Consider the following 21,208-nt stretch of genomic DNA (forward strand, 5'->3'; position numbering starts at 1 on the left):
ACTTTTCGGGGTCATGCGCCGAGCCCTCTGGCCCGCGCCGCCGAGGCGATGAAGCCTTTGATGGCGGCAAACAGTTCCGGCTCGTCGAGCAGGAAGGCGTCGTGGCCACGGTCGGTTTCGATCTCGACGAACGATACCGAGGCGCCGGCCGCGTTCAGCGCGTGCACGACCGAGCGGCTCTCCTCGGTCGGGAACAGCCAGTCGCTGGTGAACGAAACCAGGCAGAAGCGCGTCTTGGTGCCGGCGAAGGCATCGGCCAACCGGCCGCCATGGTCGGCGGCGAGATCGAAATAGTCCATCGCCCGGGTCATGTAGAGATAGGAGTTGGCATCGAAGCGATCGACGAAGGTCATGCCCTGATGGCGCAGGTAGCTCTCGATCTGGAAGTCGGCATCGAAGCCGAAGGTCAGGGCTTCGCGATCCTGAAGGTTGCGGCCGAACTTGCGGTGCAGCGCTGCTTCCGACAGATAGGTGATGTGAGCGGCCATGCGCGCCACCGCCAGCCCCTTTTCCGGCCGCTTGCCGTGCTCGAAGTATTTGCCGCCATGCCAGTCCGGGTCGGCCATCACTGCCTGCCTGCCGACCTCGTGGAAAGCGATGTTCTGCGAAGAATGGCGGGCGCCGGTGGCGATCGGCAGCGCCGAGAAGACGCGCTCGGGATAGCTCGAGGCCCATTGCAGCACCTGCATGCCGCCCATCGAGCCGCCCAGCACGCTGAACAGCTGTTCGATACCGAAATGCTCGACCAGCATCAGCTGCGCGCGCACCATGTCGCGGATGGTGATGATCGGCAGGTCGAGCCCGTAGGGCTTGGCGGTGGCGGGATTGGTCGAGGCGGGGCCGGTGGAGCCGAGACAGCCGCCGATGACGTTGGACGAGATGACGAAGAAACGATCGGTGTCGATGATCTTGCCGGGGCCGATCAGCACTTCCCACCAGCCTGGCTTGCCGGTCACCGGATTGGTGTTGGCGACATGCTGGTCGCCGGTCAGCGCATGGCAGACGAGGATGGCGTTGGAGCGCGCGTCGTTGAGCGTGCCATAGGTCTGGTAGGCAATCTGGAAGGGCGACAGCAGCGTGCCGGCGTCGAGCTTGAGCGGCTTGTCGGCGCCGAAACGCAACACCGGGCTCGACGGCTGGTCGGCCTCGTTGTTGGTTTTTCGCGCGCGCAAAGCGACCATCACATCTCCTTGCCCGGCCTTCAGTTGTCCACCGCCGGTCTGGGCAACAACCAGCCAGGCAACAAAAAACCGGCCATGCCTTCGCAAAGCCGGTTACAAGATGCAAACGGCCCTTTAGCAAGTTGTTTAACGTGGCTGCAAGCCGACCGGCCAAATCACCACGGGACTTTCGCTGCTCTTCTAGGACCGACGCATGGCTTCGTCAACGGCAAGTTCTTGATCCCGAATTGCCGCCCCTCGACATTCCGGGCCACGGCTTGTATTTCCGCTGCGGCCTCCGGATGGAGGCAATCTCGACGGATTTCATGGAATGAGCCAGATACCGGATCAGACACGTCCAAGGCCCCGCGCCGGCATCATGGACATCGAAGCCTATGTGCCCGGCAAGAGCGCGGCGCCTGAAGGTGTCGCCAAGGTCCATAAATTGTCGTCGAACGAGAACCCGCTCGGCCCTTCGCCAAAGGCGATAGAGGCCGCGCGCGCGGTCGCCGACAAGCTCGCGGTCTATCCCGACGGCAGCGCCAGGCGCCTGAGGGAAGCGATCGCCGAGGTGCACGGGCTCAACCCGGCGAACATCGTCTGTTCCAACGGCTCCGACGAGATTCTGGGCCTGCTGGCGCAGACCTACCTCGCACCCGGCGACGAAGCGATCATCACCGAACACGGCTTCATGGTCTACAAGATCTACATACAGTCGGCCGGTGCCGTCCCGGTTACGGTCAAGGAGACCGATGAACGCGCCGATGTCGATGCAATCCTTGCCGCGGTGACGCCGCGTACCAGGATCATCTTCCTTGCCAATCCCAACAATCCAACCGGCACCTACGTGCCGTTCCAGGAGGTGCGCCGCCTGCATGCCGGCCTGCCGCGAAACGTGCTTCTGGTGCTGGATGCCGCTTACGCCGAATATGTCCGGCGCAACGACTATGAAGCCGGCGTCGAGTTGGTGGGCAGCGCGGAAAACGTGGTCATGACCCGCACTTTCTCCAAATTGGGCCTGGGCGGGGCGCGGATCGGCTGGATGTATGCGCCGATGCATATCATCGACGCGATCAACCGCGTGCGCGGGCCTTTCAACGTCAATGCGACTGCTATCGAGGCCGGTATCGCGGCGATCCGCGACCGCGTCCATATCGAGCGCAGCGTGGCGCATAACGAGACCTGGCTGGCATGGCTGACCGAGCAATTAAGCGGGCTCGGGCTGCGGGTGACGCCGAGTGTCGGCAATTTCATCCTTATCCACTTTCCCGAGGAGAAAAAGCATTCGGCGGCGGCCGCCGACGACTACCTCAGTGCGCGCGGCTACATATTGCGGCGCGTTTCCGGCTACGGTTTTCCGAACGCGCTGCGCATGAGCATCGGCACCGAAGAGGCCAACCGCGGCGTTGTCGCCGCACTCGCGACATTCCTGAAAAGCTAGAACGCCATGACCTCACCGATGTTCGAAAAGATCGCGCTGGTCGGCATCGGCCTGATAGGCTCGTCGCTGGCCCGCGTCATCCGCCGCGAGGGGCTCGCCGGCCAAGTCGCGATTTCGACGCGCAGCGAAGCGACGCTGGCGCGGGCGAGCCTACTCGCCCTCGGCGACACCTACACGACGGATGCGAAAGAGGCGGTTCGCGATGCCGATCTGGTCGTCGTTTCGGTGCCGGTAGGCTCTTCGGGTACCGTCGCCGCGGAGATCGCGCCGGCGCTGAGGAAGGGCGCCATCCTCACCGATGTCGGCTCGACCAAGGCATCGGTGATCGCGCAGATGCAGCCGCATGTGCCTGATGGCGTGCACTTCATCCCCGGCCATCCTTTGGCCGGCACCGAAAAGTCGGGACCGGATGCCGGTTTTGCCGAACTGTTCGAGAACCGCTGGTGCATCTTCACACCGCTGCCCGGCACCGATGCCGATGCGCTGGAAAAGCTATCCGAATTCTGGCGCCGCTGCGGCTCCAACATCGACACGATGGACCCCCAGCATCACGACATGACGCTGGCCATCGTTTCGCACCTGCCGCACATCATCGCCTATAACATCGTCGGTACCGCCGACGATCTGGAGTCGGTGACCAAGTCCGAGGTCATCAAATACTCGGCTTCCGGCTTTCGCGACTTCACCCGTCTCGCGGCGTCCGACCCGACCATGTGGCGTGACGTCTGCCTGCACAACAAGGATGCCATCCTCGAAATGCTGGCGCGATTCTCGGAAGATCTGTCCTCGCTGCAGCGGGCGATCCGCTGGGGCGACGGCGAAAAGCTGTTCGACCTGTTCACCCGCACCCGCGCCGTCCGCCGCTCGATCATCGAGGCCGGCCAGGACATCGACGTACCGGATTTCGGTCGCCAGGCAGTCGAACACCCGCCGAAGGGATAAGCCGCGGCAGGCCGATCGCAGGCCAGACAGGCTTGGAGCGGTTTATCGTTTCACGGAAACGCCGAACCGCTCGGTCTCTTTGTTTTTTGCGCAACTCCGGACGGAAGACCGTTCACACTTTTCCTGGAATTACTCTAGTCGAGCGGCTTGATCTTGCCGAGCGGGATGAAGCCGAGCGAGGCCTTGCCCTTGACGATCTTCAGCGGCATCGACGGCTGGTTGCCGAGCATCGCCAGTCCGGCAAAGCCGGTTTGGATCTCTTTCTTCTGCTCGGGGATGGCGGTGGCAAGGATCGCCGCCACGGCCTTTGGATCATTGAGCTTGATCATCAAGTCGGCATTTATGAGACCGTCGCCATCGACCGACAGCGGTCCGGAAAGGGTGATGCGCGCAGTTCCGGACGACAGGTCGAGCTCGTGGATTTCGGCCGTGAGGCCGCGCAGGCTCTTCGGATTTGCCTTGATCAGCGTCACGCCGTTCTTCAGGGTCACATCGCCGCTGCCATCGAGCGGCGGCAAGACGCGCCCGTCGATGGCCGCCGCGTCGATTTCGAGATCGGTGAAATTGCCGGCATAGTCGATGTCCGGACCGTTTGGGCGCAATTGCCCGCTGGCAGTTCCGGCGCTGAACAGCGAGACGGGATCGGTATCGTCTGTCGGATCGGTCTGGCCGGACAGGCCTTCTGCCTGCAGCGAGAGGCGTCTCGGCAGTGGCCAGGACAGCTTCATGTCGGCCCGCAGATCATCCCAGTCGATCCAGAGCGGGGTCATGCCGGGAACGGAGGTCCTGAGTGGCCCCCTGAGCTCGGCGGCAGGCGACAGAAGCCGCGTGATCTGGGTGGCAGCGTTGATCTTGCCTGTCGATGCCGCGACGTTGCGGCTGTCGTCCTCGTAAGCCAGACTGTCGCAGGAAAGGGTGAAGCTGAAGGGATAGCCGCTGACCGCGAGATTGGCACAGTCGGCCTTGATGCCCTTGTCATCGAGATCGGCGACCGCCTTGTCGGCGGCGCTCTCGACCAGATCCGCCATGTAGAACCAGCCCGCGCTGTAGATGCCGAACAGCAAGAGAATGAAAGCGGCAAGCCACAACAGGCGGCGACGCTGGCTGGGCGGCGGGCGCTCGTCACTTGACGTCATGCTGCGGCTTTCGTTAACGCGGGTGGCACGGGCGGGCTGTCGCTTGCGGCAACAACAGGTAGACGGACTGAAACACCACCGGTGGAGTGGTTCGTTACAATCAGGCTTGGCGATATGGGCGATTTTTGGGTTTTTGGCTACGGCTCACTGATCTGGCGGCCGGGATTTGCGCATGTCGAGACGCGGCGTGCCCGCCTGCATGGCTACCGCCGTTCGCTCTGCGTCTATTCTTTCGTGCATCGCGGCACGCGCGAACGGCCGGGCCTGGTGCTCGGCCTCGACCGCGGCGGCTCCTGCATCGGGCTGGCGTTCCGGGTTCCAGGCGAGCTGCGCAACGAGGTCATCACCTATCTGCGCGAACGCGAGCTGGTCACCAACGTCTATCTCGAACGTGTGCTCAGCATTCGCCTCGACAAGAGTGAAACGGATGGGGGCGAGACGGTCGACGCCATCGCCTATGTCGTGGATCGCAGCCATGAACAATATGCCGGTGCGCTCGACCCGGCCGAGGCGGCGTCCGTCGTTCGCGGCGCCGTCGGTCAGTCGGGGAGGAATGAGGATTACGTGCTCAGCACGCTGGAGCACCTCGAAGCACTGGGTATAAGCGATCATTGGCTGGAAGACGTGACGAGACGGGTGGCGACGTAGCGCCTTTTATCGTTATTATGATGTTTTCGGTGCCGTGACGCGGGCTACATCCTGAAAATCTGTTTACCAAGATCGGCGCGATCCAGGCTGTTTGCCACCGCAAGCTTGAACTCGGTCAGCGCGTGGAGACCGCCGACAGGAACGTGGAAGCCCGGCTGGCCAAAGATGTCGATGATCTCGCGTAGGACAGGCCGGTCGGCTTCGGCAGGCGGCGAAAAGAAGTAGCGATAGATATTTGCCCTGATTTCGACGCCGCTCAGCAGCACATCGAAATTGTGCAGTTCGAAGCGCTCAGCACTCATTCCGCCATTGATCACCATCTGCCCGCCGAGCGCCAGGGTGCGGATCAATTCGCCGCTGACAGGTCCGCCGACATTGTCGACAATCCCGTTCAATCCGGCGCCGCCGGTGATATCCATCACCGCTTCCCGGATACTTGCCTTCAAGTCCGAAAGGTCAAGAATGGCAGAGGCGCCAAGCGTCTTCAGGTCGAAGCTCTGGTGCGAGCGCCGCACAAGCGCGATGACGTTGATGCCGCGTCGTTGGGCGAACTGCATCACCATTGTTGAAATCGACGAATAGCCGGCCGTGACCAGCCACTGGCCGGGCTGCACACGGGAATCCGTCAGCAGATCCCACGCGGTAATGGGGTTCACCATCTGCCCGGCGCGTTCGACCGGATAGTCCGCAGGCAACGGGATCAGCCATTCGGCGGGAATGGCCGCGTACTCGGCCCAGCTGCCATAATAGCTGAACGCGACAAGCGTGCCCGGTTCCAGCAAGACATTCGCGCCAACGGCTTCGACGATGCCGGCACCTGGTTTCCCGCGATCTGCCGGGGAAAATGCGGCTTCTTCGGTTCGGGATAGAGGTCCTGGATAAACAGGAAGTCGCCCGGATTGATCGAGGCCGAGACCATCCTGACCAGCACCTCGCCGTCGCCGATGCGCGGCATCGGCAGGTCGTCCATGTAGAGCACGTCGCGCGGCGAACCGATGGCGTCAAATACGATTACTTTCATGCCGTTCTCCATAACAAATGATCCCAGGCCAACAGTCTGCGCCCGGCCCGACCGCGTCGGCGCGGCGGAACCTACGGTCGGCCGGCAAAAGTCAGAATTGGCAGATTTGACAATCTATGTGCCAAACTTGCCAGATCGTTTCTTCAGAGGCTGCTGGTTTGGACATCCGGACCAGCGCCTTGAGGCCGGACACGGCGCGGCGGGTCGCGGCTTTGTGAAGCGCCGGCGGGTTGGCAAAGAAGCTATGCGTTTGACGTTGCCACGGCGCGACATAGGTTAGCCCAGTCGGCGGCTCCCATCCGCCCCAGCATGAATCACCATGGAGATCAGTCTTGCAGAAACGTCGTCTCGGTCGCACCGACCTATCCATCGCGCCATTGGTTCTGGGCGGCAATGTGTTTGGCTGGACCGCTGATGAGAAAACCTCGTTCGACCTGCTCGATGCCTTCATTGAGGCCGGTTTCAACGCCATCGACACGGCGGATTCCTATTCGCGCTGGATTGCCGGCCACCAGGGCGGCGAATCCGAAACCATCATCGGCAGATGGATGAAGAGCCGCGGCAACCGCGACAAGGTCGTCGTCATCACCAAGGTCGGTTCGGACATGGGGCAGGGCAAGAGGGACCTGTCCGCCGCCTATATCGAAAAGGCCGTCGACGCCTCCCTGAAGCGGCTGCAGGTCGATACCGTCGATCTCTATCTGTCGCATTGGCCCGACCCGGCGACGCCGTATGAGGAAACGCTAGGCGCTTATCAGAAACTGCTCGACAAGGGCAAAATCCGCTATGCCGGTGCCTCCAACCTCGACGCCGCCCAACTGCGCGCCGCACTCGACGTAGCAAGCCTGCGCGGCCTGCCGCGCTACGAGGTGCTGCAGCCGGAATACAACCTCTACGACCGCTCGTCCTTCGATGGTCCGCTGCGCGATCTGTGCGTGGCCGAGGACATCGGCGTCATCACCTACTTCAGCCTCGCCAAGGGATTTTTGAGCGGCAAGTACCGCAGCGAGTCCGACCTCGGCAAAAGCCCGCGCGGTGGCGGTGTGAAAGGCTATCTCAACACGCGCGGCATGCGCATCCTCTCAGCGCTCGATGCCGTGTCGGCCAGACATTCGGCCAGGCCGGCGGAAGTGGCGCTGGCTTGGGTGATGGCGCGGCCCGGCGTCACCGCTCCGATCGCCAGCGCGACGACGCTCGACCAGCTCGACAGCCTGGTGCGGGCCGCGTCGTTGCAGCTCAGCCCGGACGATATCGCCGAGCTCGACAAGGGCAGCGCATAGCCGCGCACGATCGTTCAAGACCGGCGCCGCTGCCTTGCCCTACCGTCCCTGCATCGTCACAGGATGCAGGGACGTCGCATGGCCGGACAGGGTCTTCTCGATCAGCAGCTATGGCAGCAATTGCTGGCGCTTGTGCTGGGATCGGCCATCGTTATGGGCAGTCCGGGGCCGGCGACGATAAGTGTCACCGCGATCGGCGCCGCGTTCGGCCTGCGCGATTCGCTCCGTTATGCCTCGGGAATCGTTGTCGGCACGGTCCTCGTGCTTTTGGTGGTGGCGACGGGCATCATGGCCGTTCTCACCGCGCTGCCGAAGCTCGCAGCGCTGTTGGCGGTCGCCTCGGCAGCCTACATCCTCTATCTGGCGTTCAAGATAGCGACGGCGCCGCCACTGGCGGCACGCGTCGGTAGGGCAGCGCTTCCCACTTTCCTTGGCGGGTTCCTTCTGGCCATTGCCAATCCGAAAGCCTATGTGGCGATTGCCGCCGTGTTTGCTGGCGCGTCGCCCGGCACCGGCGGTCTTGCTATTTCAGCCAAGCTGGCGGTCCTCGCCTTGATGATCGTTGCCATTCATCTCTTGTGGCTTCTCGCCGGCACGGCTTTTGCACGTTTGCTGCGCAAACCGCTGGCGTCGCGGATCATCAATCTGGTGTTTGCCGTGACGCTGATTGCAACAGCCGCCCTGGCTGCCTTACCGTGAGCCCTTCTGGCGTTCGCGGCGGGGTGTCTCAGCCTTTCAATTCACGTTTCGCGTCCAGCTCACCAAGCCTTTTCACCGCCGTCGGCGGCATCGGCGGCGGGTTCGGCGTCTGCGACGCCTCGACGAGGAGCTGGTCGCAGGCGGCTTCCGTCTCCCCGATCAACCGGTGCATGAATTCTTCCTTGCCGAGGCCCGGCGGAATCGGCGGCAGGAAGCGCGCCTTGATCGTACCGGGATAGCGCAGGAATTTGCGGCGCGGCCAATAGAGGCCGGCGACGTGAGCGACGGGCACTACTGGAATGCCAAGTTGCGCATAAAGTTCGACGATGCCGTATTTGTAGACCGGTTCGTCACCCGGCGCACGGCGCGTGCCCTCGGGATAGATGATGAGCTGGCGCGGATTGCGCGCCAATTCCTGTTTGGTCGCGGCGATCACCATCTTCAATGCCTTCGAGCGGCTGCCGCGATCGACCGGAATCATCCGCATCTTCAAGATGTACCAACCGAAGAACGGGATCCAGGTCAGCTCCCGCTTCAATATGTAAACGGGATCGTCGAGATACGACAGGAAAGCGATCGTGTCCCAGAAGGACTGATGCTTCGGCGCCAGGATGAAGGAGCCTTCAGGCAGGTTTTCCTGGCCGGTGATCTCACTTCTGGTGCCGGCGACCTTGTCGTAGAGCCACATGCTGGTGCGCGACCAGAATTTCGGCACAAACCAGGCGCGATGGCGCGGCGACAGAAAATAATACGGAGTCCAGAGGATCATCTGGACGATCAAGTTGAGGTAGAAGGCGAGATTGAACGCCAGCGAGCGGAAATAGAGCATACAGCAAGTGCCCGGTGAGGAGGTGTGCGTTGGTTACACCAAGCGCCGGCAAAAAGGAAACGCTGCGAGGCGGGCAATGAGCCGGTGTCCGCTCCTTTGCTCTGGATTTACCACGTCGACTGTGCCAGCCGCTCCTTCAGGCGCGGGGCGGCGAAATCGAGAAACGCACGCAGTTTCACTGGCAGCAGACCCTGGCCGGCATGCACGAGGCTCACCGGCCATGGGTCCGGCTCAAACTCCTGCAACACCGGGCGCAGCGTACCCGACCGGACGGCGGGGGCGATCTGGTAGGAAAGCAGCCTCGTCACGCCGACGCCGGCAATCGCCGCATCGATTGCTGCCTCAGCCGTGTTGACCCGTAACCTGGAGCGGACCGGCACGCTGAATTCAGTCTTGCCGGTGGCGAAGCTCCAACTGGCGGCGGTGAGCCCTTCGAAGGTGATTGCACTGTGTCCTGCAAGGTCTTGCGGCGTTTTCGGTGTGCCGTGCTCGGCGAGATAGGCCGGGCTCGCGCAAACGACGCGGCGGATTGAACCCAGGCGGGTGGCGATCAGGCTCGAATCGGCAAGCTCGCCGATGCGGATGGCGAGGTCGACGTGCTCTTCGACCAGCTGGGTTATCCGGTCGGCGAGTGTAAGCCGCACACTTACCTCGGGATAGACGGAGAGGAAGCCGGTGACGACCGGCAGCACATGCAGGCGGCCGAAGACTATCGGCGCAGTGACGATCAGTTCGCCGGTCGGGGCGCTGTATTCGCCGGCGGCCATTCGCTCGGCCTCGCCGATCTCATCGAGAATGCGACGACAGGCGGCGAGATAGGCGTGGCCTGCATCGGTCAGCGACAGCTGCCGTGCCGAGCGGTTCAACAGCCGTGCCTTCAGGTGCTTTTCCAGGTCCGAAACCTTGCGGCTGACCGTCGTCAGCGGAATGCCGAAGCGACGCCCGGCAGCCGAGAGGCTGCCTGTCTCCGCCGCGGCAACGAAAAGCGACATGGACTGGAGGCGATCCATAGCTCTACCGAAAAATTGCCCTTCCGAAAAACGGAAGGATAGGTTGCACATATGGCGTCTGCATCTCGAAGACGGAAGGCCCTATTCTCGTAGGCGAACAATGCAGCGCAACGCGGCGCCTAAGGAGATCTTCATGAACGCTCACACCAGCGATGTCGCCTTCACCCCGACGGTGAAGGCGATCCAGGCCCGCAAGGGCTCGCGCCAGGCCTATGCCCGTGTCGAGGAGCGTGGCGGCTGGCAGGCGGCAATCACGCCCGATCTCGCCGCCTTCATCGAGGCGCAGACCAGCGTCTTTCTGTCGACCGCCAATGCGGACGGGCAGCCTTACATCCAGCATCGCGGCGGGCCTGCCGGTTTCCTCAAGGTGCTCGACGAACGGACGATCGGCTTTGCCGATTTTTCCGGCAACAGGCAGTTCATCACCCAGGGCAACCTCAGCGACAACCCACAGGCTTTCCTGTTTCTGATCGATTATGCGCACCGGCAGCGCATCAAGATCTGGGGCAAAGCGCAAGTCGTCGAGGGCGATGCCGAGCTGACGGCAAAGCTGATGCCGCAAGACTATAAGGCGCGACCCGAGCAGGTCATCCTGTTTACGGTTTCGGCTTGGGATTCAAATTGCTCGCAGCACATCCCGCAGCGTTTCGAAGCGGCCGACGTGGCGGCGGCGCTGGGCGAACGCGACAAGCGCATCGAACGGCTCGAACAGGAGATCGCACGCTTGCGATCGGATGCAGCAGCCAGGGAATAAGAGCTAGGGAATAAAAAGTGCCGGTGCCGTTCAGCTTCCGCCTGCGGCGTCGGCCAGCGCGACGCTCTCGGTTTGCTTCACCGGCATGATGCCGCGCGCCAGCGCCAGCAGGTATTTGTTATATTCGGTGAACAGCACACGCAGCGCTTCCGGCTTGGTCAGCCAGCCGCCATTCTCGAGGTTGGTGTTGACCACCGGATAGGGCTCGAGCCTTGCGCCGTGCAGCAGCCGGCCCATTTCCAGCAGGCTGCGCGGCATGTGATAATTGTTGGTGACGAGAATGACGGTGCCGTAGGCATGGTCCTCGACCCATTTGGCGCTTTCCTCGGCATTGCCGATCGTGTCGAGCGCAGCGCGGTCGATGTCGACGCAGCATGAAAACAGCCTCTTGTCGCCACCGGTCGCGGCTTGAAGCTGGCGGCGGCTGGCGGAAGGATGGACGCCGCTGATCAGCAGCCGCTCGCCCTTGCCTGACGCAAGCAGGCCCATAGCAGCGTCGAGTCGCGACTGGCCGCCGGTCAGCACGATGATAGCGTCGGCCCTTGCCGGATTGGCGGGCGTCGTCAGACGGCTGACGGTATTGGCGAACCAGCCGAAGCCGGCGACAAACAACGCCACAAGGGCGAGCAGAAGGAGAGCCGAGAGGCGCAAGGAGCGGGCTGCCAGCAGCCGCCCATGTTTGGCGGATTGATCCGGCTTGGCAAATTCATCAGGCCCGGCGAATTCATGCGGACGCGCAACCAGCACTGGCATGCACCCAGCGGTATCGGTCGAGTCCCGAACGTCCATCATGAAATGGTTAATCCCGAAATACGGCCTTTGGTAGGAAAAAAATGCAATTTTCGTGACGAGGCGTTTTCATCCGTGATCGATCTTTCCTTTAGCCGGCGTCCGGCTGGCGAATATCGATGTCGCTGAGATAGGTAACCACGGTGAAATGGGAGGTTGCCGCCGTCAGCGCGCCGATCACCAGCACCATGACAGCGACCCCGAGATAACCCGCCGAGCCGATGGCGAAATTGCCGAACAGGGCGGTCGCCTGGTCGGCCTGCGGTGTCGCCATATTGCGTGACGACCACCAGGAGAAGACGATGAAGACGAGGATCGCCGCGGCGCCGCCTGCCGCGGCGCCCTTCATGCCGGTGACCAGAAAATGCCGGCGGAATTCGCGCGCGATGAAGCGCGCCTCGGCGCCGACGAAATGCAGCACCTCGATGATGTGGCCGTTGCCGGCCATGGCGCCGCGCGTCGCGAATACAACGGTCAGCACCGTCGCAGACAGCATCAGCGCCAGCACTGCGATACCGATCGTTACCGTGGTGCGGGCCATAGCAACCAGCCGGTCGACCCAGGTGCGATGATCGTCGAGCGAGGCGCTCGGCAGCTTCGGCGTGATTGCCGCACGCAGTGCGGCGAAATCGGGCGGACTGTTCTCGTCAATGGTGATGATGATCAGGCGCGGCACCGGCAGCTCATCGATGTTCAGGCCCGAGCCCAGCCAAGGCTCGAGCAGTCGGGCCGTTGCTTCGCGATCGACGATCCTGGCGCTTTTCACGCCAGGGAACTCGCCGGCGATCTGCGAGGCAAGCGCAAGTGCGGCCTCCATGTCGAGGCCATCGACCGGCTTGATCTGGATGGTCGCTTCGCGCGAGATCTGGTTCTCCCAGACGGAGGCGGTGTCACGCACCAGCGTGACTGCGCCAAACGTCAGGCAGGACAGAAACGTCATGATGGCGATGACCAGCACCAGCGCCCGGCCGGCGATGTTCTGCGCCGGCACGATCGGCGCCATCTTGCGCTGGACGCGGGGCTTTGCTGCCGCGGCGTCCTGACCCTCGAAATGTTCGACGGAGAGCTCAGTCATAGATGTCCAGCCTTCCGCCGGCCAGGATCATTCGCCGTGCGTCGACCTGTTCCATCAGGCCGAGGTCGTGTGTGGCGATCACCACGGCGGTCCCCAGCCGGTTGAGCTCGATGAACAATCGCAGCAAGCGTCGCGCCAGCGGCGGGTCGACATTGCCGGTCGGCTCGTCGGCGAGCAGGATCTCGGGCTGCTCGATCAACGCGCGGGCGATGGCGGCGCGCTGCTTCTCGCCGCCAGACAGCACCGGCGGCAGCACATGCATGCGCTCGCCGAGGCCGACCCATTTCAGCAGCTCGGTGACGTCGGTGCGGTAGGTCGCTTCCTCGCGGCCGCGTACGCGTAGCGGCAAGGCCACGTTCTCATAGGTGGTCATATGGTCGAGCAGACGAAAATCCTGGAACACCACGCCGATGCGCCGTCTCAGATGCGGCAATTCGGTGCGCGAGATGCGCGAACGGTCCTTGCCGAAAATGGTGATCAGGCCGCGCGTCGGCTTCAGCGACATGAACAAAAGCCGCAGCAACGTCGTCTTGCCGGCGCCTGAAGGTCCGCTCAGGAACTGAAAGGAGCGCTCCGGAATGTGCAAGGAGATGTCGCGGAGAATCTCCGGACCCATGCCATAGCGGAGGCCGACATTTTCGAAGCGGATCACTTTCGACGACCTGAAATTCTTGGCGGCAAGATGCCAGCCCTTTCTGTGGTAAGACCATCGGCCGGCATGGTTAACCGACGGTTAATTTGGCGGCTTTTCGAGCGAGTCCCAGGGGTTCCGGTGGGGAAGCGTTAACCATTTCCGTTTACCCAAAAGAAACGAACAGCGAACAGGTGCTGTAGTGTCAGGCCATGATGGCTGAGGATCGAACCGCGCGCCCGGTTTCCGGCGAAATCATGACCGATCCGGCCGCCGGGCCGGAACGCATCATGCATGACGTGACCGCCGACGTCATCGATGCCGACTATGAGGTGCTGCCCCGCCATTTTACACGTCCAGACTTTGCGCCGCCGCCTGCCCGCATGATTTCCACGCCTTCCATCGAAGGCATGGACATGTTGCGCAAGCCCGAAACCGCCGTCGAACGGCCGTTGTGGGTGCACGGTGGGCCGATCTTCTGGATTGTCGGCGTCGGTGCCGCCTTTGCCGCCTTCTGGATGTCGGGCGGCCATGCGCTGATTCGTTAGAACGGCGCCGGAAAATCAACGGGTCACCAAGTAAACGATTCGCGACGCGCTGGGGCATCCGACCGTTCGCGGGCGTCCTGCGAAAGATTGGCCTTGCCAGCCGGCTCGACATGCCTAGAAACGGGGTTGAAGACCGTTTCGGTCGGCTTCGCCTACAAGGCGATCATTTCTGGAAGGGCAGCCAATGCCAGTCGTGCGCGGCAAGGACATCGAAGTCCTGTTTTCAGCGTCCGCCATTGCGCGGCGGAACCTGGAACTTGCCAAGGAGATCGCCGGGCACGACTACCACGACCTTCTGGTAATCTCGGTGCTGAAAGGATCATTCATCTTCGCCGCCGATCTTATCCGTGCCATGCACGATGTCGGCCTGTCGCCGGAGGTCGAGTTCATCTTCATCTCCAGCTATGGCGCCGGCACGACCAGCGGTGAGGTGAGGGTGCTGCGCGACATCGACAACGAGGTCGCCGGCCGCGACGTGCTTCTCATCGACGACATTCTGGAATCCGGCAAAACGCTGAGTTTCACCCGCGACCTCATGCTGTCGCGCGGCGCGAGGAGCTGTGCCATCGCCGTGCTGCTCGACAAGCGCATGCGCCGCCAGACCACGCTCAACGCCGACTATGTCGGCTTCGACTGCCCCGATTATTTCGTCGTCGGTTATGGCATGGACGTCGCCCACGCGTTTCGCGAATTGCCGTTCGTCGGCATCGTCAAGGGCGACGCTTGAGGTCTTTTGATAATTCTACTCCGGCGGCCACCTGACGCAGTTTTGAGCGCTTCCGGTGCTCTCGGAGTCGACAGTCCGCTCCGCTCCGGTTCTCGAAAACCACGCCATCTGACTCGCCAGAGCGAATTCTGAAAAGGCCTCATCGACCCTCAGCGCCTTCAGGAAACATCAACTTTTCCTCGCCAAATATCCTGCCCATGGCAAAGCTCCTGATCGTCGAGGACGATGAATCCGTCCGCAGCCTCGCCGCCCGTGCGCTCGAACGCGCCGGGCATAATGTCACTGTTGCCGCCGATGGCGCGCACGGTCTTTCTCTGATCGGGGCGGCGCAGGGGGGCTACGACCTTGTGCTGTCCGACATCCGCATGCCGGAGATGGACGGCATCGAGATGGCCAAGGCGGCAGCGGCGCTGTTCCCGGCGGTGAAGATCGTGCTGATGACCGGCTATGCCGACCAACGCGAGCGCGCCGAGGAATTGGACGGCATTATTCTCGACGTCGTGCAAAAACCGTTCGCGCTGGCTGAAATCCGCGCCCGCGTCGAACAGGCGCTCGCCTGCTTCGCCTAAAGCCCAAGGTCAACCGCCTTCAGGCAGGGTCGCAGGTCGCCGCAATGGCTGGCTCGCCGCTCCGGCGCCGGCCGGCATTGAGCGCAAAAAGCCCGGCGCCGATGATGAGGGCTGCGCCGGCCGCCGTCGCTGGTCGCGGCATTTCGGCAAAGAACAGAAAACCCCATAGCGGCGACCAGATGATACCGGTGTATTCGAAGGTGGCGACGCTGTTGGCGGGCGCCAGCCGGTAGGCCTGCGACAACAGGATCATTCCGGCCGAGGCAACGAAGCCGCATGCCCCCATCTTGAGGAGATCCGGCGTCGCCGGCCAGGCCCATGGCCGGACGAGGAACTCGAGGCTCGGATGCACGGCGTGGTCAATGCCTGCCAGCCAAAACAATGCCGCTACCAAGGCCGCGCCGACCAGATAGGCGCCGTTCTGATAGAACGCCATGACGGTCGAGGATTCGGTGTCGCCGATCTTGCGCGCCATCAGCTGCGAGAAACCGTAGAGCAGAGCCGAACCTAGCGACAGCAGCGCCGCCCAGTCGAACAAGCCGGCGCCTGGGCGCACCATCACCAGCACGCCGAGCATGCCGACCAGGACGGTGGCGAGCGCCTGCCAGGACACGCGTTCGCCGAGATAGGGGCCGGCCAGCGCCATGATGAACAGCGGCGCCATGAAATAGAGCGCCACCGCGTCAGCCAGCGGCAGGGCGGCGATTGCCAGATAGTAGGCCGTGTAGGAGGTGAACTGGATGAAGGCGCGCATCGTCAGCATGCCGAACCGCTTCGACAGGATTGCCTGCAATCCGACATCGGCGTGGACGAGGAAAACCAGGATCGGCAGGGCGACGATCGAGCGGATCGCCATCACCTCGGTGACCGGATAGTGGCTCGACACCGCCTTGACCAGCGGGTCCTGCAGCGAAAAGACCAGTACGCCGAGACAGAGGCTGAGGATGCCGAGCACAAGCCGATTCTGCATAGGCGCTCCTGTCCCCGCGTGCGCGGCCGAACACAGGCCTGCATCCGGGTAAAAAGAACCCGCCGCCATTTCGGGCAGCGGGTACGAGTGAGGACTTTTGATTGGTCCGCGGCCGATTTCGCGGCCGCATATCCAATGGGTAAGGCGAACTATTGTCCGCCGTTTGACATGTTGCAAACGAATTGGAATGATGCCAGCAATCAGATTTTCTTATGGCGGGCACATGCGACCCAATCTCGACAGCGACCTGTTGCGAACCTTCGTGGCGGTCGCCGACAGTGGTAATTTCACCAAGGCGGCGGAGCGGGCCGGGCGCACCCAGTCGGCGGTCTCGATGCAGATGAAGAAGCTTGAAGGCATGATCGGCGACAGCCTGTTCGAGCGCGGCTCGCGCGGTGTGGCGCTGACACGGCGCGGCGGCGAGCTCATCGCCAACGCCAGGCGCATCGTTTCACTGCTCGACGAGACGGCGGCATCGATGGTCGCGGCGCCGCTTGGCGGGCCGGTGCGCATCGGTATCCCGGAGGAATATGGCCACGCGATCCTGTCGCGCGCGCTCGGCGCCTTTGCCAAGCGCCATCCTCAGGTCGACATCACCGTCCGCTACGCGCATTCCGGTGCGCAGATCGCGGCGCTCGCCGCTGGCGAGCTCGATCTGGCGGTGGTGTTCGAATGGCAGGATCTGTCGGGCGGTGAGGTGCTGATGCATGACCCGACCGTATGGGTGACGTCAGAGCTGCATCACATGCATGAGGAGCGGCCGGTGCCGATCGCGCTCTACAACCGTGCCGGTTGGTGCAAGGATTTCGCGATAAAGTCGCTGGAACAGCGCGATCTCGCCTATCGTGTCGCCTACACCAGCGATACCAATGGCGGCCTGCGGCTCGCCGTCACCTCCGGGCTGGCGATTGCGCCGATCTCGCGCAGCAACATTCCGGCCGGCTGCCGCGAGCTTACGACCGCCGACGGGTTCGGCGACATCGATTCCTCGAACGTGGTGCTGCGGCGCAACCCGAACGCTTCCGGCGAGGCCATCGACGGCATGGAAGAGGCGATCCGCGAGGCGTTCACCAACCGTTAAAGAATGCCGCTCAGTCCGGCGGTGGCGGCCACCACGGACCGCGCGCGGCGATCTTCCGAATACAGGCAGCCTTACTTCAGCTCCAGCAGCCGCTCCAGATAGCTGCGCTCGATATCGGGGCTGAGTGCATTGCCGAGCCGCTTGCGGATCGCTTCGAGGATTTGGCGGGCACGCTGCACGTCGATCTCGTCAGGCACTCTCACCGAACTCCCGTCATCGGGACCCTCGCTGGTGCGGGGCCGCCCGAGCGGGTCACGGTCGGCATTCTGCTGTCGTCCGCCCTGGCCGTTGCCGCCCTGGTCGCCTTGCATCGCCTGCAATTGCTTCATCATGTCCTTGGCGCCCCTGCGCAAGGCTTCCAATGCGCGGCCCTGGTGACCGACGGCCTGGTCGCCTTCGCCCTCGCCGAGCGCCTGTTCGGCATTGCCCATGGATTTGCCGGCCTCGCCAAACCCCTCATTGGGGTCGAGGCCCATGCCTTCGAGGCTCTTCCTCAATTGATCGAGCTCGCTCTGCAGCTTGCCCTGGCCTTCCTGCAACTGCTTCATCGCATCGGCGAATTCCTGCGGCGTCATCTGCCCCGGCCGGCCGAGCGGATCGCGGTCGTCGCCCAGGCCGGGCTTGCCCTGTTCGTCCATCGGGCCCGGCTCACCGTTCTCGCCGAGCTGCTCGTCGCGGTTCTGCCCGCGCTGTTGCTGGCCACGCTGCATCTGGTCCATGCGGAAGGTGTCGTTCATCATCTCCTGCTGGCGCCGCATGATCTCGCCCAGCTTATCCATCTGCTGACGCATCTCGCTGTCCTGCTGACCGCCTTGTTGCTGGCGGCCTGCCTGCAGATTGTTCATCATGTCCTGCAGCTCAGACAGCAATTGCTGCGCCTGGTCGCGATTGCCGGATTTCGCCAGGTTCTCGATCTGGTCCATCATGCGGTCGATGTCGCTCTGGCGCAGTTCCCGGCCGTTCTGCTGCATCTGTGGCGCATTCGGATTCTGCTGCGCCCGCGCCGCGAATTCCTGCAGGAACTGGTTCATCGCCTCGCGCAGTTCCTTCATCGCCTTCTCGATCTCCTGGTCGCTGGCGCCGTTCTTGATCGCATCCTGCAGCGCCTGCTGCGCCTGGCGCAGCCGCTTCTCGGCCGCCGACAGATTGCCTTCCTCGATGCCGAGCGCGATCTCCCAGAGGTAAGCGACCTCGTCGCGCAATTGGTCGTCGCTGTCAGCCATCTTCAGCCGGGTGCGGGCGCTCATGATGGCGAGGTAGTGCGTCATGTTGTCGAACGTGTCTTCGGGCCTGAGCGTGATCGCATCCATTAGGTCGAGCACCCGGTCCTTGGCATAGGCGTCGAGCGCCAGCATGCGGCGCTGCTCGACAACAGCCCGCGCCAACGGGTTGGAGAATGGCCGCTCCGGCATCACCAGCGTCTTGGTTTCGCTGGTCGCCGTGTGTCCGGCACCGTCGGTGGCGACAAGCGACAGCTTGACGTTACCACCGGCCCAGACATGGTCGGTCAGGTCCTTCGTCGTCTTAGCGGCATTCGCCTTCCCGCCGCGGCGCGGCAACGTCAGCGGCATTTCCGGCGGGCCATAGAGCGGATGCGCGTTGGGTGCCTGCGGATCGGCCAATGCGAAAACGGCCTTGGCGGAGGCCGCGCCATAGTCATCGTCAATCTGGTAGTTGAGTTCGAAGGCGCCGTTGACGGCGCGCTTCGGCTCGCCGACAAAGCGGATCTGCGGCGGCTTGTCGGGAATTATGGCGAAGGCCCAGCGGCCGAGCTCGCCGTCGCCGGACTGCAGCGTCAGCGTGCCGTCGGCCGTCAACTTGCCGCTGAACTGGCGCACGGTGGAAGGCGTTGCCGGAGCTGCCTCAGTCTTGGCGGCTTGCGGCCCGGTCGGATCGATGGCGCGGGTGTTGCCGCCGGTGTCGGCGTAACTCAGCGTTTCCTCGCCCGAACCGCCGGTGACGCGCAGCGACACATCGCTGCCCTCCGGAACGGTGAAGGTCGGCGCCGTTTGAGTGGCGTTGTTGGCAAGGACTGGGACGTTCAGGAATATCGGCGGCCTGCCGGTATAGGCCGGCGGCGTCACCCAGGCATCAATGCGCGGCGGCACGACGTCGCGGGCGGCACGGGCAACAAAGCCGTCGCCCAGCCTGCCGCCCGACGGCCCGAAGGAGAAGGCAAAGGCAGTGACCAACAAAAGCGCGGCAACGGCGCGCAACGCCCACGGGTCGCGTTCCGGCACGCGTGTGCGCGGCACGTCGCCGCCAAGCTCGCCCAGCCGGTCCGCCATGCGCCGCTGATGCTCGCGCCACAGGGCTTGCGAAAAAATGCTTTCCTTGCCGCTCGGGCGATCGGTCTGGACCTGCACCGGGCTGTGCAGCAATCGGTTGGCCGCCTCGATGCGGCGGTCGACCTCGGCACTGGATGGCGTGCGGAAGAAACGCAGCGGATAGAGTGCGGCAAGCGCTGCGACGCCGAATGCCGTGATAAGACCGATCCGCGCCAGATCGGGCAAAAATGGGAACAGGCCGAGCCACGAAATGCTGAGGAACAGGCTGGCGACGATGATCAGCGGCAGCACCAATGGCCAGCCGCGTTCGACGATTATCGAGACCTGCGTCCCCAGCCGGCTCAAGGCAAGGCGCCTGGCCAGACTGCGATCGCTGGTGAAAATGGGTCGTTGCGTCATCGGCCCTTCCTGGCCGGGCGGGATAGCCCAGGCCTCACGAGTCTATCGCATGGGCCCGAAAAGTCGATTTCCGGGAAGCACGATGCGAAGACCTAAAATCTTAGCGCGTACTTCGTGCGTCCAAGCGGATGCACATCGCCCTAAGGATACCAACAAACACGGCGAAGGCGAGGCGGTTCCCCAAAACGTGAACAATAATGCCCCGGATATTGTCAGAATTTCGCCGGATTGGCGTTTGCGCCGCAGATCAGTACGGCAACGCGCTCGCCTGCAACCGGTGCGTAGCGGCCGGACAGGAGCGCCGCGAAGGCGGCCGCACCGCCCGGCTCGGAGATGATTCGCACGCGGTCCCACAGCGCCGCCTGGGCGGCGATAATGTCGTCGTCGCCGACCAGGATCGAGCGCTCGACGAATGCCTCGGCGATAGGAAACATCATTTCGCCGACACGCTTTGGCGCGAGCGAATCGGCGGCGACGCCCTCAGCCGGCGCGTCGACGGGTCGGCCCGCCGCGAACGCGCGATGAAGCGTCGGCGCACCCTCCGGCTCGACCGCGATGATCCTGATGCGGCCGGAAAACCAGGCGGCGATGCCGCCGATCAGGCCGCCGCCGCCGACAGCAACCAGCAGGGTGTCGAGCTTCGGCAGGTCGGCCTCGATTTCGAGGCCGAGCGTGCCCTGCCCGACCAGCGTCTCCTCCTGGTTGAAGGCGTGGATCTGCAGCGCGCCGGATTTTTCGGCGAAGCTCTCGCTGGCGGCCAGCGCCTCGGCATAACGGGCGCCGCCGACGACCAGCTCGGCGCCGTAGCCACGGATGCGGTCCAGCTTGGCCTGCGGGCTCACTTCGGGAACAAAGATGGTCGCCTTGTGGCCGAGTCGCATGGCGGCATAGGCGACGGCGGCGCCGTGATTGCCGCCCGATGCGGCAACGACGCCGGCCGCAGGAACCGGCCGTTCGAGGAGATTGGTGAACGCACCACGCGCCTTGAACGAGCCGGAATGCTGCAAGCACTCAAGCTTCAGGTCGACCGGCAGAGCCGGGCGGCCGAAATCGGCCATGTCGACGCGCAGCACCGGCGTGTGGCGCACGAAGGGCCGGATGCGGGGTTCCATCGCCGCAATGCGCTCGCGTGTGATCGTGTGGCCGTGCAGCATGCTTTCACTCCCAGAGCTGACATTCAGAGTTGACATTACTTAGTAACTTGGCAAAGT

General features: G+C 63.4%; 22 protein-coding genes and 1 riboswitch. Of the genes, 10 read left to right on the forward strand and 12 right to left on the reverse strand.

Annotated elements, in window-relative coordinates:
- Positions 1–11: 11 nt before the first annotated feature.
- Positions 12–1,181, reverse strand: a complete 1,170-nt coding sequence (gene metX, locus NKH78_RS19915) for a homoserine O-acetyltransferase MetX (RefSeq protein WP_292661143.1) — start codon at positions 1,179–1,181, stop codon at positions 12–14.
- A gap of 94 nt (positions 1,182–1,275) precedes the next feature.
- A riboswitch (SAM riboswitch) is annotated at positions 1,276–1,353 on the reverse strand.
- A 138-nt stretch (positions 1,354–1,491) separates the two neighbouring features.
- Between metX and hisC the strand changes: the two genes are divergently transcribed.
- On the forward strand, positions 1,492–2,601 hold the full coding sequence (gene hisC, locus NKH78_RS19920) for a histidinol-phosphate transaminase (protein WP_352737934.1): 1,110 nt from the start codon (positions 1,492–1,494) through the stop codon (positions 2,599–2,601).
- Positions 2,602–2,607: 6 nt separating this feature from the next.
- Entirely contained in the window at positions 2,608–3,543 is a 936-nt protein-coding gene (locus NKH78_RS19925; RefSeq protein WP_352737933.1) for a prephenate/arogenate dehydrogenase family protein, read from the forward strand.
- Positions 3,544–3,677: 134 nt separating this feature from the next.
- On the opposite strand, the gene NKH78_RS19930 is transcribed toward NKH78_RS19925, so the two are convergent.
- Entirely contained in the window at positions 3,678–4,679 is a 1,002-nt protein-coding gene (locus tag NKH78_RS19930; RefSeq protein WP_352883575.1) for a DUF2125 domain-containing protein, read from the reverse strand.
- Positions 4,680–4,793: 114 nt separating this feature from the next.
- Between NKH78_RS19930 and NKH78_RS19935 the strand changes: the two genes are divergently transcribed.
- The gene (locus NKH78_RS19935) at positions 4,794–5,327 is read left to right on the forward strand and encodes a gamma-glutamylcyclotransferase (RefSeq protein WP_352737931.1); all 534 of its coding nucleotides are present in this window, start codon (positions 4,794–4,796) and stop codon (positions 5,325–5,327) included.
- A gap of 44 nt (positions 5,328–5,371) precedes the next feature.
- Here NKH78_RS19935 and NKH78_RS19940 read toward each other — a convergent pair whose 3' ends face one another.
- Together NKH78_RS19940 and NKH78_RS19945 are read right to left on the reverse strand one after the other, a co-directional pair.
- Positions 5,372–6,109: a zinc-binding dehydrogenase gene (locus NKH78_RS19940; RefSeq protein WP_352883579.1), complete on the reverse strand. Its 738-nt coding sequence runs from the start codon at positions 6,107–6,109 to the stop codon at positions 5,372–5,374.
- Positions 6,028–6,348, reverse strand: coding sequence for a hypothetical protein (locus NKH78_RS19945; protein ID WP_352737928.1), 321 nt, complete (start codon positions 6,346–6,348; stop codon positions 6,028–6,030). Before NKH78_RS19945 ends, NKH78_RS19940 begins: the two co-directional genes overlap by 82 nt.
- 332 nt (positions 6,349–6,680) lie before the next feature.
- On the opposite strand from NKH78_RS19945, the gene NKH78_RS19950 reads away from it, so the two are divergent.
- The gene (locus NKH78_RS19950; protein ID WP_352737927.1) at positions 6,681–7,628 is read left to right on the forward strand and encodes an aldo/keto reductase; all 948 of its coding nucleotides are present in this window, start codon (positions 6,681–6,683) and stop codon (positions 7,626–7,628) included.
- 78 nt (positions 7,629–7,706) lie between these two features.
- Positions 7,707–8,327, forward strand: coding sequence for a LysE family translocator (locus tag NKH78_RS19955; RefSeq protein WP_352737925.1), 621 nt, complete (start codon positions 7,707–7,709; stop codon positions 8,325–8,327).
- Between the two features lie 28 nt (positions 8,328–8,355).
- Here the strand turns inward: NKH78_RS19955 and NKH78_RS19960 are convergent, their stop codons facing one another.
- Together NKH78_RS19960 and NKH78_RS19965 are read right to left on the reverse strand one after the other, a co-directional pair.
- Positions 8,356–9,156, reverse strand: coding sequence for a lysophospholipid acyltransferase family protein (locus NKH78_RS19960; RefSeq protein ID WP_352737923.1), 801 nt, complete (start codon positions 9,154–9,156; stop codon positions 8,356–8,358).
- 107 nt (positions 9,157–9,263) lie between these two features.
- Positions 9,264–10,166 carry a LysR family transcriptional regulator gene (locus NKH78_RS19965; RefSeq protein WP_352737922.1) on the reverse strand — a complete coding sequence of 301 codons (903 nt, stop codon included), beginning with the start codon at positions 10,164–10,166 and terminating at the stop codon, positions 9,264–9,266.
- Between the two features lie 133 nt (positions 10,167–10,299).
- Between NKH78_RS19965 and NKH78_RS19970 the strand changes: the two genes are divergently transcribed.
- Positions 10,300–10,920 (forward strand): pyridoxamine 5'-phosphate oxidase family protein, encoded by a 621-nt coding sequence (locus NKH78_RS19970; protein ID WP_023677920.1) that lies wholly within the window; start codon positions 10,300–10,302, stop codon positions 10,918–10,920.
- A 30-nt stretch (positions 10,921–10,950) separates the two neighbouring features.
- Here the strand turns inward: NKH78_RS19970 and NKH78_RS19975 are convergent, their stop codons facing one another.
- The 3 genes from NKH78_RS19975 to ftsE form a co-directional block, all read right to left on the reverse strand.
- Complete coding sequence (locus tag NKH78_RS19975; RefSeq protein WP_352704391.1) at positions 10,951–11,712, reverse strand: YdcF family protein; 762 nt, start codon at positions 11,710–11,712, stop codon at positions 10,951–10,953.
- An 88-nt stretch (positions 11,713–11,800) separates the two neighbouring features.
- Positions 11,801–12,784 (reverse strand): cell division protein FtsX, encoded by a 984-nt coding sequence (locus NKH78_RS19980; RefSeq protein ID WP_352505094.1) that lies wholly within the window; start codon positions 12,782–12,784, stop codon positions 11,801–11,803.
- The gene (ftsE, locus tag NKH78_RS19985; RefSeq protein ID WP_023677923.1) at positions 12,777–13,436 is read right to left on the reverse strand and encodes a cell division ATP-binding protein FtsE; all 660 of its coding nucleotides are present in this window, start codon (positions 13,434–13,436) and stop codon (positions 12,777–12,779) included. Before ftsE ends, NKH78_RS19980 begins: the two co-directional genes overlap by 8 nt.
- Before the next feature lie 236 nt (positions 13,437–13,672).
- On the opposite strand from ftsE, the gene NKH78_RS19990 reads away from it, so the two are divergent.
- From NKH78_RS19990 to NKH78_RS20000, 3 genes are all read left to right on the forward strand, one after another.
- Positions 13,673–13,963, forward strand: coding sequence for a hypothetical protein (locus NKH78_RS19990; protein WP_352737921.1), 291 nt, complete (start codon positions 13,673–13,675; stop codon positions 13,961–13,963).
- 184 nt (positions 13,964–14,147) lie between these two features.
- On the forward strand, positions 14,148–14,690 hold the full coding sequence (gene hpt, locus NKH78_RS19995; RefSeq protein WP_254816654.1) for a hypoxanthine phosphoribosyltransferase: 543 nt from the start codon (positions 14,148–14,150) through the stop codon (positions 14,688–14,690).
- 197 nt (positions 14,691–14,887) lie between these two features.
- Positions 14,888–15,259: a response regulator gene (locus tag NKH78_RS20000; protein WP_352505095.1), complete on the forward strand. Its 372-nt coding sequence runs from the start codon at positions 14,888–14,890 to the stop codon at positions 15,257–15,259.
- Between the two features lie 19 nt (positions 15,260–15,278).
- Here the strand turns inward: NKH78_RS20000 and NKH78_RS20005 are convergent, their stop codons facing one another.
- On the reverse strand, positions 15,279–16,229 hold the full coding sequence (locus NKH78_RS20005; RefSeq protein WP_352737919.1) for a DMT family transporter: 951 nt from the start codon (positions 16,227–16,229) through the stop codon (positions 15,279–15,281).
- 223 nt (positions 16,230–16,452) lie between these two features.
- Here NKH78_RS20005 and NKH78_RS20010 point away from each other — a divergent pair, with 223 nt between their 5' ends.
- Positions 16,453–17,310, forward strand: coding sequence for a LysR family transcriptional regulator (locus NKH78_RS20010; protein ID WP_352649318.1), 858 nt, complete (start codon positions 16,453–16,455; stop codon positions 17,308–17,310).
- Positions 17,311–17,381: 71 nt separating this feature from the next.
- Here NKH78_RS20010 and NKH78_RS20015 read toward each other — a convergent pair whose 3' ends face one another.
- Together NKH78_RS20015 and NKH78_RS20020 are read right to left on the reverse strand one after the other, a co-directional pair.
- Entirely contained in the window at positions 17,382–19,997 is a 2,616-nt protein-coding gene (locus NKH78_RS20015) for a TIGR02302 family protein (RefSeq protein WP_352883590.1), read from the reverse strand.
- A 212-nt stretch (positions 19,998–20,209) separates the two neighbouring features.
- Complete coding sequence (locus tag NKH78_RS20020; RefSeq protein ID WP_352777820.1) at positions 20,210–21,151, reverse strand: threonine/serine dehydratase; 942 nt, start codon at positions 21,149–21,151, stop codon at positions 20,210–20,212.
- Between the last annotated feature and the right edge of the window lie 57 nt (positions 21,152–21,208).

This window comes from Mesorhizobium sp. M0910 (assembly GCF_040319465.1).
Lineage (GTDB): Bacteria > Pseudomonadota > Alphaproteobacteria > Rhizobiales > Rhizobiaceae > Mesorhizobium.

Excerpts from the sequence above, each read along its gene's own strand:
- NKH78_RS19960 (WP_352737923.1), bottom strand. The coding sequence starts at position 9,156 with ATGCTCTATTTCCGCTCGCTGGCGTTCAATCTCGCCTTCTACCTCAAC.
- NKH78_RS19970 (WP_023677920.1), top strand. The coding sequence starts at position 10,300 with ATGAACGCTCACACCAGCGATGTCGCCTTCACCCCGACGGTGAAGGCG.
- NKH78_RS19975 (WP_352704391.1), bottom strand. The coding sequence starts at position 11,712 with ATGATGGACGTTCGGGACTCGACCGATACCGCTGGGTGCATGCCAGTG.
- NKH78_RS19930 (WP_352883575.1), bottom strand. The coding sequence starts at position 4,679 with ATGACGTCAAGTGACGAGCGCCCGCCGCCCAGCCAGCGTCGCCGCCTG.
- NKH78_RS19935 (WP_352737931.1), top strand. The coding sequence starts at position 4,794 with ATGGGCGATTTTTGGGTTTTTGGCTACGGCTCACTGATCTGGCGGCCG.
- NKH78_RS20015 (WP_352883590.1), bottom strand. The coding sequence starts at position 19,997 with ATGACGCAACGACCCATTTTCACCAGCGATCGCAGTCTGGCCAGGCGC.
- NKH78_RS20020 (WP_352777820.1), bottom strand. The coding sequence starts at position 21,151 with ATGCTGCACGGCCACACGATCACACGCGAGCGCATTGCGGCGATGGAA.
- NKH78_RS19965 (WP_352737922.1), bottom strand. The coding sequence starts at position 10,166 with ATGGATCGCCTCCAGTCCATGTCGCTTTTCGTTGCCGCGGCGGAGACA.
- NKH78_RS19990 (WP_352737921.1), top strand. The coding sequence starts at position 13,673 with ATGACCGATCCGGCCGCCGGGCCGGAACGCATCATGCATGACGTGACC.
- hpt (WP_254816654.1), top strand. The coding sequence starts at position 14,148 with ATGCCAGTCGTGCGCGGCAAGGACATCGAAGTCCTGTTTTCAGCGTCC.
- NKH78_RS19945 (WP_352737928.1), bottom strand. The coding sequence starts at position 6,348 with ATGAAAGTAATCGTATTTGACGCCATCGGTTCGCCGCGCGACGTGCTC.
- NKH78_RS19955 (WP_352737925.1), top strand. The coding sequence starts at position 7,707 with ATGGCCGGACAGGGTCTTCTCGATCAGCAGCTATGGCAGCAATTGCTG.
- NKH78_RS20010 (WP_352649318.1), top strand. The coding sequence starts at position 16,453 with ATGCGACCCAATCTCGACAGCGACCTGTTGCGAACCTTCGTGGCGGTC.
- hisC (WP_352737934.1), top strand. The coding sequence starts at position 1,492 with ATGAGCCAGATACCGGATCAGACACGTCCAAGGCCCCGCGCCGGCATC.
- NKH78_RS20005 (WP_352737919.1), bottom strand. The coding sequence starts at position 16,229 with ATGCAGAATCGGCTTGTGCTCGGCATCCTCAGCCTCTGTCTCGGCGTA.
- NKH78_RS19980 (WP_352505094.1), bottom strand. The coding sequence starts at position 12,784 with ATGACTGAGCTCTCCGTCGAACATTTCGAGGGTCAGGACGCCGCGGCA.
- NKH78_RS19925 (WP_352737933.1), top strand. The coding sequence starts at position 2,608 with ATGACCTCACCGATGTTCGAAAAGATCGCGCTGGTCGGCATCGGCCTG.
- metX (WP_292661143.1), bottom strand. The coding sequence starts at position 1,181 with ATGGTCGCTTTGCGCGCGCGAAAAACCAACAACGAGGCCGACCAGCCG.
- NKH78_RS20000 (WP_352505095.1), top strand. The coding sequence starts at position 14,888 with ATGGCAAAGCTCCTGATCGTCGAGGACGATGAATCCGTCCGCAGCCTC.